Source organism: Streptomyces sp. OR43 (assembly GCF_008042275.1).
Taxonomy (GTDB): domain Bacteria; phylum Actinomycetota; class Actinomycetes; order Streptomycetales; family Streptomycetaceae; genus Streptomyces.
In genome coordinates this window covers 439,535-456,221 of record NZ_RDBK01000025.1, presented here as the reverse complement: position 1 = coordinate 456,221, position 16,687 = coordinate 439,535, and the positions used below count along the sequence as shown (strand labels likewise).

The 16,687-nt window shown below is 70.1% G+C and carries 14 protein-coding genes; all 14 read right to left on the bottom strand.

Annotated elements, in window-relative coordinates; translation table 11 throughout:
* Positions 1-118: 118 nt before the first annotated feature.
* The 14 genes from EAO72_RS14775 to EAO72_RS14705 all read right to left on the bottom strand — a co-directional run bounded on the left by EAO72_RS14775 (position 119) and on the right by EAO72_RS14705 (position 16,522).
* Positions 119-1,264 carry a DivIVA domain-containing protein gene (locus EAO72_RS14775; RefSeq protein ID WP_148017746.1) on the bottom strand — a complete coding sequence of 382 codons (1,146 nt, stop codon included), beginning with the start codon at positions 1,262-1,264 and terminating at the stop codon, positions 119-121.
* 49 nt (positions 1,265-1,313) lie between these two features.
* Positions 1,314-1,598 (bottom strand): YggT family protein, encoded by a 285-nt coding sequence (locus tag EAO72_RS14770; protein ID WP_148017745.1) that lies wholly within the window; start codon positions 1,596-1,598, stop codon positions 1,314-1,316.
* Positions 1,599-1,669: 71 nt separating this feature from the next.
* Positions 1,670-2,281 (bottom strand): cell division protein SepF, encoded by a 612-nt coding sequence (locus tag EAO72_RS14765; RefSeq protein ID WP_148017744.1) that lies wholly within the window; start codon positions 2,279-2,281, stop codon positions 1,670-1,672.
* 126 nt (positions 2,282-2,407) lie between these two features.
* Positions 2,408-3,127, bottom strand: a complete 720-nt coding sequence (locus EAO72_RS14760; protein WP_148017743.1) for a YggS family pyridoxal phosphate-dependent enzyme — start codon at positions 3,125-3,127, stop codon at positions 2,408-2,410.
* A gap of 3 nt (positions 3,128-3,130) precedes the next feature.
* Complete coding sequence (gene pgeF / locus EAO72_RS14755; protein ID WP_187285051.1) at positions 3,131-3,892, bottom strand: peptidoglycan editing factor PgeF; 762 nt, start codon at positions 3,890-3,892, stop codon at positions 3,131-3,133.
* Positions 3,889-5,103, bottom strand: coding sequence for a cell division protein FtsZ (ftsZ, locus tag EAO72_RS14750; protein WP_148017741.1), 1,215 nt, complete (start codon positions 5,101-5,103; stop codon positions 3,889-3,891). Before ftsZ ends, pgeF begins: the two co-directional genes overlap by 4 nt.
* A gap of 276 nt (positions 5,104-5,379) precedes the next feature.
* On the bottom strand, positions 5,380-6,174 hold the full coding sequence (locus EAO72_RS14740) for a cell division protein FtsQ/DivIB (RefSeq protein WP_148017739.1): 795 nt from the start codon (positions 6,172-6,174) through the stop codon (positions 5,380-5,382).
* Positions 6,175-6,224: 50 nt separating this feature from the next.
* Positions 6,225-7,319: an undecaprenyldiphospho-muramoylpentapeptide beta-N-acetylglucosaminyltransferase gene (gene murG, locus EAO72_RS14735; protein WP_148017738.1), complete on the bottom strand. Its 1,095-nt coding sequence runs from the start codon at positions 7,317-7,319 to the stop codon at positions 6,225-6,227.
* 6 nt (positions 7,320-7,325) lie between these two features.
* Positions 7,326-8,768, bottom strand: a complete 1,443-nt coding sequence (gene ftsW / locus EAO72_RS14730) for a putative lipid II flippase FtsW (RefSeq protein ID WP_187285050.1) — start codon at positions 8,766-8,768, stop codon at positions 7,326-7,328.
* A gap of 115 nt (positions 8,769-8,883) precedes the next feature.
* The gene (murD, locus tag EAO72_RS14725; RefSeq protein WP_261991470.1) at positions 8,884-10,326 is read right to left on the bottom strand and encodes a UDP-N-acetylmuramoyl-L-alanine--D-glutamate ligase; all 1,443 of its coding nucleotides are present in this window, start codon (positions 10,324-10,326) and stop codon (positions 8,884-8,886) included.
* The gene (mraY, locus tag EAO72_RS14720) at positions 10,308-11,378 is read right to left on the bottom strand and encodes a phospho-N-acetylmuramoyl-pentapeptide-transferase (RefSeq protein WP_148017737.1); all 1,071 of its coding nucleotides are present in this window, start codon (positions 11,376-11,378) and stop codon (positions 10,308-10,310) included. Before mraY ends, murD begins: the two co-directional genes overlap by 19 nt.
* Positions 11,375-12,781: a UDP-N-acetylmuramoyl-tripeptide--D-alanyl-D-alanine ligase gene (locus EAO72_RS14715; protein ID WP_148017736.1), complete on the bottom strand. Its 1,407-nt coding sequence runs from the start codon at positions 12,779-12,781 to the stop codon at positions 11,375-11,377. The genes mraY and EAO72_RS14715 overlap by 4 nt, the downstream gene beginning before the upstream one ends.
* A 4-nt stretch (positions 12,782-12,785) precedes the next feature.
* Complete coding sequence (locus EAO72_RS14710; protein ID WP_148017735.1) at positions 12,786-14,504, bottom strand: UDP-N-acetylmuramoyl-L-alanyl-D-glutamate--2,6-diaminopimelate ligase; 1,719 nt, start codon at positions 14,502-14,504, stop codon at positions 12,786-12,788.
* A gap of 17 nt (positions 14,505-14,521) precedes the next feature.
* A complete protein-coding gene (locus EAO72_RS14705; RefSeq protein WP_148017734.1) occupies positions 14,522-16,522 on the bottom strand; it encodes a peptidoglycan D,D-transpeptidase FtsI family protein in 2,001 nt (666 codons plus the stop codon).
* Between the last annotated feature and the right edge of the window lie 165 nt (positions 16,523-16,687).

The following is a 16,687-nucleotide window of genomic DNA, read 5'->3' as shown; positions in this document are numbered from 1 at the left end:
CCTCCCCCAGCCGGCCTCACCCGCACCCACCCACGGCAAAGGGCCGGGCCCCAGGGGAAATCCCCGGGGCCCGGCCCTCAGCCTGCCGACGGCTACGCGCTCAGCGAGCGCGCACCGCTCAGTTGTCGTCCTCGTCGATCAGGAACCCGCGCATCGGCGAAGGCGCCTGCTGCATCGGCTGCGGCGCCTGCGGCCGCACCGGTGCCATCGGCTGGGTCATCGCCGGCGACATCTGCTGCTGGCCACCGTACGAGGGCCCACCGCCCATGGACGGGTTGCCGCCCATCTGCTGGTTGCCGTGACCGCCGTGGTTGCCGCCCATGGTGTGACCCATGGCACCGGCACCGGCCGGAGCCAGCGAGGGCGACGGCGGCAGCGAAGCGGCAGCCGGCGTCCGCGGCGGAGCCAGCGAGTCGTCGGCCTGGGTCTCCAGCTGACGCAGCTGGCTCTCCAGGTAGGACTTCAGACGGGTCCGGTACTCGCGCTCGAAGCCACGCAGGTCCTCGACCTTGCGCTCCAGCGTCGCGCGGGCCGACTCCAGCGAGCCCATCGCCACGCGGTGCTTCTCCTGCGCGTCCCGCTCCAGCGCGTCCGCCTTGGCACGCGCGTCGCGCTCCAGACCCTCGGCACGGCTGCGCGCCTCGCCGACGATCTTGTTGGCCTCGGAACGGGCCTCCGCGATCGCCTGGTCAGCGGTCTGCTGGGCCAGGGAGAGGACACGGGCGGCACTGTCGCCACCGGGGCCCTGCTGCTGCATCTGCGGCGGCTGCTGCTGCTGCATCTGCTGCATCTGCTGCTGCTGCGGGTTGTGGCCGCCCATGGGGCCACCCATCGGTCCGCCCATGGGACCGCCCTGCATCGGACCGGGGCCGTGCGGGCCCTGCGGACCGGGGCCGTGCGGGCCCTGGGGGCCGTGGCCGCTGGGACCGGCCGGCAGCTGAGGAGCACCACCGGGCAGCTGGGGCGGACCCATCTGCGGGGGCTGCTGCTGCTGGACCGGCGGACCAGATATGGCGGCGGGCACAGGCGCACCGGGACGGTCCTGCGGCTCCGGCTTGCGCATACCCTGCTGCTGCTGGTTCTGCGCGGCGGCACGCGTGGCGGCGGCCAGCTTGGCGCGCAGGTCCTCGTTCTCACGGAGCAGGCGGGTCAGCTCGGACTCGACCTCGTCGAGGAAGGCATCAACCTCGTCCTCGTCATAGCCTTCTCGGAGGCGGACCGTCGTGAACTGCTTGTTCCGCACGTCCTCGGGGGTCAGCGGCATCTCTTCTTCACCTCTACGTAGTCGTCGGCAGTCGGCAGGACCGTATCGCTCACAGCTTGGTCACCACGCTGATCAAGATGGAAACGATGATCATCAGAACGAAGAAGGACAGGTCGAGTGCCACGCCCCCGAGACGCAGCGGCGGGATGAACCGCCGCAGGAGCTTCAGCGGTGGATCGGTGACCGTGTAGGTGGCCTCAAGGACGACCACCATCGGCTTGCCCGGCTGCCATGAACGTGCGAACTGGAAGACATAGTCCATGACCAGCCGGAAGATCAGCACGATGAGGAAACACATCAACGCGATGTAGACAACACTTTGTGCGACGCCCATCCTCGCGCTTCCCTCTCCCCTGGCTCTCGTAGCTCCGGCCTTGCGGCCGGGTTGTTCCCGGTGTCGTGTTCTCAGCTCTGGTTGAAGAATCCGCCCTCTGCGATGCGGGCCTTGTCCTCCGCCGTGACATCGACGTTAGCAGGCGACAACAGGAACACCTTCTGCGTCACTCGTTCAATGCTGCCATGAAGCCCGAAGACGAGTCCCGCGGCAAAGTCGACAAGTCGCTTCGCGTCCGTATCGTCCATCTCCGTGAGATTCATGATCACCGGAGTGCCCTCACGGAAGTGTTCCCCGATGGTACGGGCCTCGTTGTAGGTCCTGGGGTGCAGCGTGGTGATGCGGTACGGCTCCCGCTCGGACACGACCTTGGGCATGATCACCGGTGCGTTCTTCTCCATGTTCGGGCGTTCAGGTGTGATGGATGCCACGGGTGCGATCCGGGCGGGTCGCTCTCTCTCCGCCGGAATCTGAACCGGCTCGCGCTGCGCCGGAGGCTGCACCACTCGTACCGGTTCGTCCCGTTCCCGCTCCGCCTGATGCGCGGGCTGGTGCCGGCGCCGGTCGCGCTCGGGCTCCGGCTCGGGTTCGAATTCGTCGTCGGGGTCGAACCCCGGACCGTCGTACCCATCGTCCTCCACGAGGCCGAGGTAGACCGCCATCTTGCGCATCGCGCCGGCCATGCTCTGAGTCCTCCGCTCTGTGGTGGATCGGCATCTGTCACCAAGTGCCCCGCGATCCACTGTGGCCTGCCCGCCAGAGGCGGTAATGACCATATTTTCTGCTGTGGTCCGACTTGCTTGGCGACGTTACCCGAGCCCGGGTCGGACTCCGAGTACCGCAGTACCGACGCGCACATGTGTCGCTCCGGCCGCAACCGCGTCCTCGAGGTCCGCACTCATCCCTGCAGAGACCATGTTCGCAGCCGGATGGTTCCCGCGCAGCCGGGATGAGAATTCCATCAGCCGGTCGAACGCCGCGCGTTGCCTGCCGGCGAACGGCCCGGCGAGCGGCGCGACGGTCATCAGACCGTCCAGCCGCAGTCCGGGGGCGGCCGCGACGGCGTCGGCCAACTCCTCGATCCCGTCCGGCGCGACACCACCACGCTCCCCCCGCTCACCGCTCTCCGCGTCGAGCGCGACCTGGATGAGGCACCCGAGCTCGCGCCCGCCACGGCCCGCCGCGGCGGAGAGGGCGGTCACCAGCTTCGTACGGTCCACCGACTGCACGACATCGGCATAACTCGCCACGGATCGGACCTTGTTCGTCTGCAATTGACCGACAAAGTGCCATGTGAGGGACAGATCCGCACATTCGGTGGCCTTGGGAGCCGCGTCCTGGTCACGATTCTCCGCGACATGACGCACACCGAGTTCATTCAGGATCCGCACATCACTGGCGGGGTAGGTCTTGGTGACCACGATCAGGGTCACCTCTTCCCGTTTGCGACCGGCGGCCGCACAGGCGGAGAGAATGCGTTCCTCCACCTGTGCGAGATTTGCTGTGAGTTGTTCCTTACGGTCCGTCATGCCCTATCCGTCCAGCCAGACATATCCGGCGAGCCGCCCGGTGGTGCGGTCGCGTCGGTACGAGAAGTGATCGTCCGATTCGAGGGTGCAGAAGGCCGAGGCCTGCCGGTCGGTGACGCCGAGGTCCGCCAGTTGTGCGTGGACTCCGGCCGTGACGTCCACCGCCGGGGTGCCCCAGCTGGTCTCGGACCACGCGGCGGGGACCACCGCCGCGACCTCGTCCCGCATTCCGGCCGGCACCTCGTAGCACCGGCCGCAGACGGCCGGCCCGGTGCGGGCGGTGATCCGGGAGGGTTCCGCGCCGAGTGCGGCCATGGCCGCGACCGCGGCGGGTACGACTCCGGCGACCAGACCTGGACGGCCCGCATGTGCTGCCGCGACGATCCCGGCGACCGGGTCGGCGAGCAGTACCGGGGTGCAGTCGGCGGTGAGGACGGCGAGCGGGAGTCCGCGTCGCGCCGTGACCACCGCGTCCACGGCGGGAATCTCGCGGCTGTCGCCCCAGGGTCCGTCGACGACGGCGACGTCCCGGCCGTGCACCTGGTTCATCCAGACGACCTGCGCCGGATCGAATCCGCGGGCCCGGGCGGCTCGCTCCCGGTTGGCCAGGACGGCGGCGGGGTCGTCACCGACCGCACCGCCGAGATTGAGCTCCGCGTACGGAGCGGCGCTCACCCCGCCCCACCTGTCGGTGAAGGAGAAGTGAGCGCCGCCGTCCGAAGAAACAGAATCCTTGTGACTCACTGAGTGATGCGGACCTATCACTTCAAGAAGTCCGGAACGTCCAGCTCTTCGGCCTGGGAGTCCTGGTAGGGCCGGGCCGGCGGGACGTGCGGCGGAGCGACCGGCGGAAGGTGGTTCTCGTGCGCCACCGGGACGGGCTCGGCCTGGACCGGGGGCTCCTCGCGCGTGGGCACGGAACCCAGTCCGCTGTTCTGGCGCACGGGCTCGGCGGCCCGGACCGGCGGGGCCGGCTCCTCGCGCTTGGTGGAGTTCGCACCCAGGACGTTCTCCCGGCGGGCCGGGGGCTGTCCGCCGTCGAAGCCCGCCGCGATCACGGTGACCCGTACCTCGTCGCCCAGCGCGTCGTCGATGACCGCGCCGAAGATGATGTTCGCCTCGGGGTGCGCCGCCTCGCTCACCAGCTGTGCGGCCTCGTTGATCTCGAAGAGACCGAGGTCGCTGCCGCCGGAGATGGAGAGCAGCACACCGCGGGCGCCGTCGATGGACGCCTCCAGGAGCGGCGAGGAGATCGCCATCTCCGCGGCGGCCACCGCGCGGTCGTCGCCGCGGGCCGAGCCGATGCCCATGAGCGCCGATCCGGCCTCGGACATGACCGACTTGACGTCGGCGAAGTCGAGGTTGATCAGACCCGGGGTGGTGATGAGGTCGGTGATGCCCTGGACGCCCGAGAGCAGTACCTGGTCGGCCGACTTGAACGCGTCGAGCACGCTGACCTGACGGTCCGAGATGGACAGCAACCGGTCGTTGGGAATGACGATGAGGGTGTCGACCTCTTCGCGGAGTTCGGCGATGCCGTCCTCCGCCTGGTTCGCGCGACGCCGGCCCTCGAAGGTGAACGGCCGGGTGACCACACCGATCGTCAGGGCGCCGAGCGAGCGCGCGATATTGGCGACGACGGGTGCGCCACCGGTGCCGGTGCCGCCGCCTTCTCCTGCGGTGACGAAGACCATGTCGGCCCCCTTGAGGACCTCCTCGATCTCTTCACGGTGGTCCTCTGCCGCCTTACGACCGACGGCCGGGTTCGCCCCGGCGCCGAGGCCGCGGGTGAGTTCACGGCCGACGTCGAGCTTGACGTCGGCGTCGCTCATCAACAGGGCTTGCGCATCCGTGTTGATCGCGATGAACTCGACGCCCTTGAGACCGACCTCGATCATTCGGTTGATGGCATTGACACCACCGCCGCCGACACCGATGACCTTGATGACTGCGAGGTAGTTCTGCGGTGCTGCCACGTCGAAGGCCTCTCGCCTCGAGTTACGTGTCGTCGCTTGGCGGTAGTCCCGCCGCGACGACGGATGCCGATTGGGACGGTCCGAACGCCGACCCAAACCCTAACGTTGAAGTTTAGGGTTACCAGTGTGTCTGCTTCATGGACTCTTCCGAACAGGACACTAAGTCGACAAGTGGCGCACGTTCAACGAACACGCCGAACCTCCCGTTTTTCTTTTCACCCTATGTGATCACCCGTAGCGCTGACCAACCAGGGTGCTGGCCAGGCCAAATGTGCGTCAACTACCCGACACCGCCGGAGCCATGGGCGCACTCACGTCGAAGTGTCCTGCTTTGGGAGCAGCTTTCATGAGAGCGGTGAGGACTTTCGCCTTCACCACACCTTCTTCACTGCTCCCCCAGATCACGGTGCGGTTCCCGGTGAGTCCCAGGGAGACCGAATCGTACGAGATGACTCGCACGACCCTGGTGTCCCCGGCGACCCCGTCCGGAAGATCGCCCGCCACCCGGACCGCTTCCCGCACCAATCGCTCGCTGCCGAACCGGTGCTGACTCGCGGACCGGCCGGGCGTCAGTTCCAGCAGGGGTACCTGCCGGGGAGCTTTGTCCACCGTCGCGAAGCGCACGCCCTCGGCGTCCACTTCGATGAACTTCGCGCCCTTTTTCACCAACAGAACCGGCTGTCGTTCGGTCACTTTAAGTCCGATGCCGTGCGGCCATGACCGTACGACATCCACCGAGTCGATACGAGGCAACTTCTGGCGCAACCGCTCGGCGACCGCGTCCGTGTCGACGGAGATCAGCGGGGCGCCCATCGGCACCGCCGCGGCGGCCTCCACCTCGGCGGGTGTCAGCACGTCGACACCGGTGATCCGGACCTGCTCGGCGCGGAGCCAGGAGGAGCCGTAGAGCGCCCAGACGGCACCGGATCCGAGCAGCAGCACGGCCGCGGCGATCACGATCAGGAGCGTGCGCCGGGACATCCGGCGCCCCGGGGCCCGCGGGCGCGGCGAGCGGTCCCGGGTCTCCTTCTGCTGCCCTGCACCGCGCTGGGCGGTCGTCGGTCCGGCCACGCTCGCTCCTTATGCCGGGTCCGAGGGCGCCGCCCCCGGACCCGTCCGCCTCACGCGCCTCGGCGTGCGGCGATCGCCTCGTACACCATGCCGACCAGCAGATCGTCGGCGTCCCGGCGGCCGAACTCGGCGGCGGCTCGGGACATTTCGTACAGCCGGTGCGGATCCGACAGCACCGGAAGGACGTTGCCCTGCACCCACTCGGGGGTGAGCGCCGCGTCGTCCACCAGCAGTCCGCCGCCGGCGTTGACCACCGGCTGGGCGTTGAGCCGCTGTTCGCCGTTGCCGATCGGCAACGGGACGTAGGCGGCGGGCAGCCCGACGGCGGAGAGTTCGGCGACGGTCATCGCGCCCGCGCGGCAGAGCATCATGTCGGCCGCGGCGTACGCGAGGTCCATCCGGTCCACGTACGGTACCGGGATGTAGGGCGGCATCCCTGGCATGTTGTCGACGCGCGGCATTTCGTTCTTCGGGCCGACCACGTGCAGGATCTGGATCCCCGAGCGCTGGAGCAGCGGTGCGACCCGCTGGACCACCTCGTTGAGGTGGCGGGCGCCCTGTGAGCCGCCGGAGACCAGCAGCGTCGGCAGGTTGGGGTCGAGCCCGAAGGCGGCACGCGCCTCGGGACGGACCCGGGCCCGGTCCAGGGTCGCGATGGTGCGGCGCAGCGGGATGCCGATGTAGCGGGCGCCGCGGAGCTTGCTGTCGGGGGTGGAGACGGCGACCCCGTGCGCGTACCGCGAACCGATCTTGTTGGCCAGGCCGGGCCGGGCGTTGGCCTCGTGGACCACGATCGGCACTCCGGCGCGCTTGGCCGCGAGATAGCCGGGCAGCGCCACGTAGCCGCCGAAGCCGACCACGCAGTCCGCCTTGGTGCGTTCCAGGATCTGCTCGGCGGCCTTGATGGTGCCGCGCAGCCTGCCCGGGACGGTGATGAGTTCGGGGGTGGGCTTGCGCGGCAGCGGTACGGCCGGGATCAGGGCGAGTTCGTACCCCCGCTCGGGTACGAGCCTGGTCTCGAGTCCGCGCTCCGTGCCGAGAGCGGTGATTCCCACGCTCGGGTCCTGCCTCCGCAGTGCGTCCGCGAGGGCAAGCGCGGGCTCGATGTGGCCGGCGGTCCCCCCACCGGCGAGTACGACATGCACCGAAATTCACCGCTCTCCGGACGGACGCTTCTTGACGCGCCGTCTCATCGTCTTCCATCTCACCCCGGGCCTCCGCATGGCCAGGGCCGCCTTCGCCGCCGGATCCGCTCGCGCGAACGCGATCAGCAGCCCGACGGCGAACATGGTCGGCAGCAGGGCCGACCCCCCGTAGGAGAACAGCGGGAGCGGGACACCGGCGATCGGCAGCAGGCCGAGCACCGCACCGATGTTGATCACGGCCTGGGCCGTGATCCAGGTGGTCACACCTCCCGCTGCGTACCTCACGAAGGGGTCCTCCGTGCGTCCGGCCACGCGGATACCCGCATAGCCTAGAGCCGCGAACAGGGCGAGTACCGACAGCGTCCCCGCCAACCCCAGTTCCTCCCCGGTGATGGCGAAGATGAAGTCGGTGTGTGGTTCGGGAAGTTGACCCCATTTTTCCACACTTGCACCGAGCCCGGATCCGAACCATCCACCGGACGCCAGAGCGTAGATACCGTGTACGGCCTGCCAGCAGGAGCCGCCGGGGCCCGGTTCGCTGGCCCCCATGCAGTCCAGGCGGGACATCCGGTTCGGGCTGGTCTTGATCAGCAGGAAGGCGATCAGGCCGGCGGAGGCGAGCACTCCGGCGAACAGCCGGGTCGGGGCCCCCGCCAGCCACAGCAGTCCGAACAGGATGGCCGTGAGAATGATCGCAGTGCCCATGTCGCCACCGAGCATGATCAGCCCGAGCAGCATGAAGGCGACCGGGACCAGGGGCACGAGCATGTGCTTCCACTGGTTCAGCAGTCGCTTGTCCTGTTTCCTGGCGAGCAGGTCGGCTCCCCACAGGACGAGGGCCAGCTTGCCGAACTCGCTGGGCTGGAGCTGGAAGGGGCCGCCCAGGTAGAGCCAGTTCCGGTTGCCGTTGACCGACATCCCTATCCCCGGCACCTGGACCAGCACCATCAGGAAGACGGCACCCATCAGCAGGGGGTAGGACAGGGCCCGGTGCAGTTTCACGGGCATCCGGGCGGCGGCCGCCATCAGTCCGGCCCCGATGACGGCGGCCAGGAACTGCTTGCGGAAGAAGTAGGTGCCCGGCTTGTCGAGCTCCAGCGCCTTGATCATCGAGGCCGAGTAGACCATCACCAGGCCGAGCACGGTGATGAGCAGCCCGGCGCCCAGGATCAGGTAGTACGCGGTCAGCGGGCGGTCCCACGCCCGGCGCGCCTGCTCGTACAGCCGCCGCGGTCCGCCGCCCCGGGGTGAGCGGGGTCCGCCGGAGGTCCTGGAGCGCGCCACGGGGGGCCGCCGGGAGCCGGCGGCCGGCCGGACGCGCAGCGCGAGCCCGGCGGGGAGCGGTGGACCCCCGGCGGCGAGGAGAGGTGGACGGAGCGCCCGGCTGATCGCGGAGCTCGCCCGTGAGCGGTCCCCGCGGCGTGCGGCAGAGCTCTCTTCGGCCGGCATGGTCCCTGTCCCCTCCACTGCTCGTGCCCGGGGCTTCGTGCCGGGGGCCCGGGCCCCCGGTACAGCCGTACGTACCCGGGTGCTCCGGGACCGTACGGCGCGGAGGCCGGGCCCGTCAGGCGCTCTCGGCGGCGAGTGTGCGGACGGCGTCCGCGAAGGCCTCGCCCCGCTTGTTGTAGTTGACGAACATGTCCATCGAGGCGCAGGCGGGAGCCATCAGTACGGTGTCTCCCGGCCGGGCGAGCCGTGCCGCCTCGCGGACCGCCTCCGACATCGCCCCAGTGTCGGTCCGGTCGAGGTCGGTCACCGGGACCTCGGGCGCGTGTCGCGCGAGGGCTTCGCGGATGAGGGCCCGGTCGGCGCCCATCAGCACGACGCCCCGCAGACGCTTCGCGCAGCCCGTCACCAGCTCGTCGAACGTGGCGCCCTTGGCGAGGCCCCCGGCGATCCAGACGATCGGGTCGTAGGCGGCCAGGGAGGCCTCGGCGGCGTGGGTGTTGGTGGCCTTGGAGTCGTCGATGTACGCGACCCCGGCGACGTCCGCGACGTGCTCGATGCGGTGCGGGTCGGGCCGGAAGGCCCGCAGCCCGTCCCGGACGGCGGCGGGCTCCACACCGAAGGCGCGGGCCAGTGCCGCGGCCGCCAGGGCGTTGGCGATGTTGTGCGGGGCGGGCGGGTTCACGTCCGCGACCTCGGCGAGCTCCTGGGCCTGCTTCTGCCGGTTCGTCACGAAGGCGCGGTCGACGAGGATGCCGTCGACGACCCCGAGCTGGGAGGGTCCCGGGGTGCCGAGGGTGAAGCCGATCGCCCGGCAGCCCTCCTCGACGTCCGCCTCGCGCACCAGGTCCTCGGTGGCGGTGTCCGCGACGTTGTAGACGCAGGCGACGGTGTTGCCCTCGTAGATCCGGCCCTTGTCGGCGACGTACGCCTCCATGGAGCCGTGCCAGTCGAGGTGGTCGGGGGCCAGGTTGAGGACGGCCGCGGAGTGGGCGCGCAGCGACGGCGACCAGTGCAGCTGGTAGCTGGAGAGCTCGACGGCCAGGACGTCGTACGTCTCCTCGCCGAGGACCGCGTCCAGGAGCGAGACCCCGATGTTGCCGACGGCGGCGGTGCGCAGCCCGGCGGCCTCCAGGATCGAGGCGAGCATCCGTACGGTCGTGGTCTTGCCGTTGGTGCCGGTGACCGCGAGCCAGGGTGCCGGTTCCCGGCCGTCCCTTCCGCGCAGCCGCCAGGCGAGTTCGACGTCGCCCCAGACGGGGACGCCCGCCTCGGCGGCCGCGGTGAAGAGTGGCTTGTCGGGCTTCCAGCCCGGGGTGGTGACGATGAGCTCGGTGGACTCCGGCAGGGTGGCCCCGTCGCCGAGGCGCACGGTGATGCCCTGCGCCTCCAGCTCCGCGGCCTGGCCGCGGGAGCGCTCGTCGTCCCCGTCGTTGACGACGGTGACGACGGCGCCGAGGCCGTGCAGGACCCGGGCCGCCGGGATCCCGGAGACTCCGAGTCCGGCGACCGTGACGTGCTTGCCCTGCCAGTCCACGTTGCTCACTTCTTGGCTGCCCATCCTGCGTAGAAGAGGCCGAGGCCGACGATCACGCACATGCCCTGGATGATCCAGAAGCGGACCACGACAAGGACTTCGGACCACCCCTTGAGTTCGAAGTGGTGCTGGAGCGGTGCCATCCGGAACACGCGCTTGCCGGTCATCTTGAACGAGCCGACCTGGATGACGACGGACATCGTGATCATCACGAAGAGGCCGCCGAGCACCGCCATCAGGAACTCGGTGCGGGAACAGATCGCCAGTCCGGCGAGCGCGCCGCCGAGGGCCAGTGAACCGGTGTCACCCATGAAGATCTTGGCGGGCGAGGTGTTCCACCACAGGAAGCCGAAGCAGGAACCCATGAGTGCGGAGGCGACGACCGCGAGGTCGAGCGGATCTCGTACCTCGAAGCAGGCGCTCGGGTTGGTGAGGGTGGCCGCGTTGGCGCAGGACTCCTGGAACTGCCAGAGCCCGATGAAGGTGTACGCGCCGAAGACCATCACCGACGCGCCGGTGGCCAGGCCGTCCAGACCGTCCGTCAGGTTCACGCCGTTGGACATGGCGAGAATCATGAAGAGCGCCCAGAGCACGAAGAGCACCGGGCCGATCGACCAGCCGAAGTCCTCGACGAACGAGAGCTTGGTGGAGGCGGGGGTGTTGCCCCGGGCGTCGGCGAACTGGAGCGAGAGCACCGCGAAGGCGATGCCGACGATCAGCTGGCCGGCCATCTTGGCCTTGGCCCGCAGACCCAGCGAACGCTGCTTGACGATCTTGATGTAGTCGTCGAGGAAGCCGACGAGCCCCATGCCGGCCATCAGGAAGAGGACCAGCACACCGGAGAAGCGCATGTCCTCGCCGGTGATCACCTTGGCCAGGACGTACGCGATGATCGTCGCCAGGATGAAGGCGATGCCGCCCATGGTGGGCGTGCCCTTCTTCGATCCGTGGCTGCGCGGGCCGTCGTCCCGGATGAACTGCCCGTATCCCTTGCGGGCCAGCAGCTTGATCAGCAGCGGGGTACCGACCAGGGTCAGGAAGAGCCCGATGGCCCCCGCGAAGAGGATCTGCCTCATCGGCCGGCGACCTCGCCCTCGGTCGCGTTCTCCAGCAGTGCCGTAACGACCTGCTCCAGGCCGACCGACCGGGACGCCTTCACCAGCACGACGTCTCCCGGGCGCAGTTCACTGCGCAACAGGTCGACGGCAGCCTGTGCGTCGGACACATGCACCGACTCCTCACCCCACGAACCCTCGTTGTATGCGCCCAGTTGCAGCCAGGAGGCTTCTCTGCCCCCGACCGCGACGAGCTTGCTGACGTTGAGCCGGACGACAAGCCGTCCGACCGCGTCGTGCTCGGTGAGCGAGGCGTCGCCGAGCTCGGCCATCTGGCCGAGCACCGCCCACGTACGACGCCCCTTCCCCATGGCGGCCAGCGCGCGCAGCGCGGCCTTCATGGATTCGGGGTTGGCGTTGTAGGCGTCATTGACGAACGTCACGCCGTCCGGACGCTCGGTGACCTCCATGCGCCAGCGGGAGAGGGTGCCCGACTCGGAGAGCGCCACGGCGATCTCGTCTGCGGACAGGCCCAGCTCATGGGCGACGGCGGCCGCGGCGAGCGCGTTCGACACGTGATGCTCACCGTACAGGCGCATGGTCACATCACTGCACCCGGTGGGTGTGTGAAGCCTGAACGAGGGGCGGCCGTCCTCGGTGAGACGGACGTTCTCGCCCCGTACGTCCGCATCCGCGGCTTCGCCGAAGAGCAGGACCCGGGCCTTGGTCCGGGACGTCATGGCGCGTACGAGCGGGTCGTCGGCGTTGAGGACGGCGAGGCCGTCCTCGGGGAGGGACTCGACCATCTCGCCCTTGGCCTGGGCGATCTGCTCCTTTCCGCCGAACTCTCCGATGTGCGCGCTGCCGACGTTGAGGACGAGGCCGATCCGCGGCGGGACGAGTCCGGTGAGGTAGCAGATGTCGCCGATGTAGCGGGCACCCATCTCGAGGACCAGGTGCTGGGTCTCCTCGGTGGCGCGCAGTGCGGTGAGCGGCAGACCGATCTCGTTGTTGAGGTTGCCCGCCGGGTAGACGGTGGGGCCCTTGCGCTCCAGCAGCTGGGCGATCAGGTCCTTGGTGGAGGTCTTGCCGGCGGAGCCGGTGAGGGCGACGACGGCGGTGCCGAGGCGGCCGACGACGGCACGGGCGAGCGCGCCGAGCGCGGCCACCACGTCGTCGACGACGATCGCGGGAACGCCGACGGGGCGGGCGGCCAGGACGGCGGCCGCGCCCGCCTCGACGGCGCGCTGCGCGTAGTCGTGGCCGTCGACGCGTTCGCCGGCGAACGCGACGAAGAGGCTGCCTTGCTTCACCTCCCGGGAGTCGATCACGACGGGCCCGCTGACGGTTACGGCCGGATCCGGTATGTCGTACGACTGCCCGCCGACGATTTCGGCGATCTCGGCGAGTGAAAGGGCGATCACTTGGTCATCCCTGACTGTTGTTCTCGTGGGTGGCGGCACGGTGGGTGGTGGTCTCGTGTCCCAGGGACCGCTCGATGGCCGTGCGCAGGACCACCCGGTCGTCGAAGGGGCGCACCACTCCGTGGACGTCCTGGCCCTGCTCGTGGCCCTTGCCGGCGATCAGCACGGTGTCCCCGGGGCCGGCGCGTCCGACGGCGGCGGCGATGGCGGCGGCCCGGTCGGCGTCGACCAGGACGTCACCGCGTTCGTGCACGGGCACTTCGGCGGCGCCCGCGAGCATGGCGGCGAGGATGCCGAGGGGGTCCTCGGAGCGGGGGTTGTCCGAGGTCAGTACGGCGGTGTCGGCGAGGCGGGCCGCGGCGGCGCCCATCGGGCCGCGTTTGGTGGTGTCGCGGTCGCCGCCGCAGCCGAGGACGATGTGCAGTTTGCCCTCGGTGACCTTCTGCAGGGAGCGCAGCACCGACTCGACGGCGTCCGTCTTGTGCGCGTAGTCGACGAGGGCGAGGTACGGCTGTCCGGCGTCGACCCGCTCCAGCCGGCCGGGCACCCCGGGCACCGCGGCGACGCCGTCGGCGGCGGTCTGGAGGTCGATGCCCGCGACGGCGAGGGTGACGATCGCGGCGAGGGTGTTGGCGACGTTGAACGGGCCCGGCAGCGGCGCCTCGGCGGCGGCCCGCTCGCCCTTGGGCCCGACGACGGTGAAGGTGGAGCCGAGCTGGCCCACCTCGACGTCCTCGGCGCGCCAGTCGGCGTCCGGGTGGCCCTCGGCGGAGAAGGTGGTGACCGGGACGGAGGCTTCGGTGATCAGCCTGCGGCCGTACTCGTCGTCGTAGTTGACGACCCCCTGCCTGCTGCGCTGCGGGGTGAACAGCCGCGCCTTGGCCTGGAAGTAGTCCTCCATGCCGGAGTGGAACTCCATGTGCTCCGGGCTGAGGTTGTTGAAGACCGCGACGTCGAAGACGCAGCCGTCGACCCGGCCGAGCACCAGGGCGTGGCTGGAGACCTCCATCGTCACCGCGTCCGCGCCGCGTTCGCGCATGACGGCGAACAGGGCCTGCAGATCGGTGGCTTCGGGCGTGGTGCGTTCGGACTTGATGCGCTCGTCGCCGATCCGCATCTCCACGGTGCCGATGAGACCGGTGGCGCGCCCGGCGCCGCGGAATCCGCCCTCGACGAGGTAGGCCGTCGTGGTCTTGCCGGAGGTTCCGGTGATGCCGATCTGGAGCAGGCCGGCGCCGGGGTGGCCGTAGATCTCGGCGGCGAGTTCGCCCATCCGGCCCCGCGGGTCCTCGACGACCAGCACCGGGAGTCCGGTGGCGGCGGCGCGTTCGGCGCCCGCCGGGTCGGTGAGGATCGCGGCGGCGCCGAGACCGGCGGCCTGGGCGGTGAAGTCGGCACCGTGCAGACGGGCACCGGGCAGGGCCGCGTAGACGTCCCCGGGACGCACGGCCCGGGAGTCGTGGGTGATGCCGGTGACTTCGCCGTTGCCCGGCGGTTCGACTCCCAGCCGGGCTGCCAGCGTGACCAGGGAGGTCGGCCGCAGCCGATCCGGGCGGGGCGCTCCCGGGTAGTTCACAGGGGCGTCCTTCTGGGTGGTTCGGGACTGTTCAGCGTGGGGCACGGCGGTGAGCGTACCGGGCACACCCGGCCTCTCGCGAAGTGAGGGGGCGGGGGTGCGGTGGTTCCCGTTCCGGTTCCCTGGATCGGGGGTGATGGTTGTCACTGAGGGTCTCCCCGAGTTCACTCGCCGGGTTTGAAGGACACCGGCAGCCGGGCCGGCTCGCTGCCGGAGGGTGCGGTCTGCAGCGTCTTCAGCGCGAATTCCATGACCTGCTTGTAGATGGGTCCGCAGATCTGGCCGCCGAAGTAGCTGCCCTTGGTGGGGTTCTGGATGGCGCAGTAGACGGTGATCTGAGGGTTGTCGGCGGGGGCGAATCCGGCGAAGGAGGCGGTGTAGCCGTGGTAGCCGCCGCGTACCGGATCGACTCGGTTGGCCGTACCGGTCTTGCCCGCGACGCGGTAGCCGGGGATCTTGGCCTTCGTTCCGGTGCCCTCCTCGTCACCGACCACCGACTCCAGCATGGTGGCCAGCGTCTTGGCGGTCTTCTCGCTGACCACCCTGGTCTGTTCGGGTGCCTCGGCGGGGGTGAAGCGGCCGTCGGCGCCCTTGGTGCCGCGGACGAGGCTCGGCGCGACGCGGACCCCGCCGTTGGCGATCGTCGAGTAGATCGAGGCGGCCTGCATGGCGTTGAGCGAGAGGCCCTGGCCGAACGGGATCGTGTACTGCTGCGAGGTCGACCAGTCCTGCGGCTTGGCGAGGATGCCGGCGGTCTCGCCCGGGTAGCCGAGTCCGGTCGGCGAGCCGATGCCGAACTTGCGCAGGTAGTCGTACAGCACCTTGTTGGACTCGGCCTGGGTCTTCCCCAGCTGTCCGGTGGCCAGGATGGTGCCGATGTTGCTGGACTTGGCGAGTACGCCGTTGAGCGTGAGGTACCAGGTCGGGTGGTCGATGTCGTCCTTGAAGAGCCGGTCACCGCGGTGCAGGCGGTTGGGGACCGTGACGTGGGTGCCCGGGGTGGCGACGCCCTCCTCCAGCACGGCGGCCATCGACATGACCTTGCTGGTGGAGCCGGGCTCGTACACGTCCTGGAGGGCCGCGTTGCCCAGCGAGGCGGCGTCCGCCTGCGAGAGGTCGTTGGGGTCGAAGCCCGGCGCGTTGGCCATGGCGAGGACCTCGCCGGTGCGGGTGTTCTGCACGACGACGTAGCCGCGGTCCGCCTTGGACTTCGCCACCTGGTCGGAGATGGCCTTCTGGGCCGCCCACTGGATGTCGCGGTCGATGGTCAGCTCGATGTCGGAGCCGGCGACGGCGGGGACCTCCTTGGTGCCCGCGGTGGGCACCCGGCGACCGCCGGACTGGGCGTACTTGATCGTGCCGTCCTCGCCCGCGAGCTCCTTGTCCAGCTGCGATTCGAGGCCGCCCGCACCCTTGCCGTCGGCGTTGACGTAACCCAGTATCCCGGCGGCGAGGCCGCCGTTGGGATAGACGCGCTTGGTGGTCGACTCCTGGAAGACGCCGGCCAGCACATTGGCACCGGGGCCGCCGGCCGCCTTGTCCTTCTGGGCCTTCTCGGCGAAGACGGACTTGAGGTCCTTGATCTGCGTCCAGACCTGCGGGGTCTGCCTGCGGGCCAGCACCGTGTACCGGCTCTTGGGCTTGGACAGCTTCTTGGTCAGTTCGGCCGCGTCGACGCCGAGGATCGGCGCGAGGAGAGCGGCGGCCTGCTGGGGTGCGTCGGGTGCCTTGCTGTCCTCGGGGGTGAACATCTTGGGGTCGGCGGTGATGTCGTACGCGTCGACGCTGGTGGCCAGCGCGATGCCGCCGCGGTCGGTGATCTCGCCGCGCTCGGCGGCGACGGTGTAGCTGAGGTAGCGGTTCTTCTCCGCCTTCGCCGCGTATGCGTTGGCGTCGACGGCCTGCACCTGGAGCAGCCGGACGACGAACGCGATCATGACGAGGGTGAGTGCCAGGCTGACCAGTCGCAGCCGCGGCCGCGGGCTGCCGAGGCGCAGCGGCCGGCCGGAGCGGGAGCGCGGGGTCCGTCCGCGCGGCGCCGCGGACGGGGGCCGTCGTCGCGGCTCGGGGCGGGCGGCGGGCCGGGGGCGGGCGGAGCGGCCCGCCGCGTTTCGCGGGCGCGCGGGGCCGGGTACCCGCCGGCGCGGTGGTTCCTGGGAGGGCACTGCGTCACCTGCCGGGGCTCGTGGAGGTCTGTTCTGCCGGGGTACGCGCGTGCGCGGAGGCGCTCGGCTTCGCCTGCGCGGTGCCGGCCGCCGCCGCGGAGGCGCCGGGCTTCGCCGCCGGTGTGCCCGACGCGGAGGGCGAGGGGGTGGAGCGGGGCAAGGAGG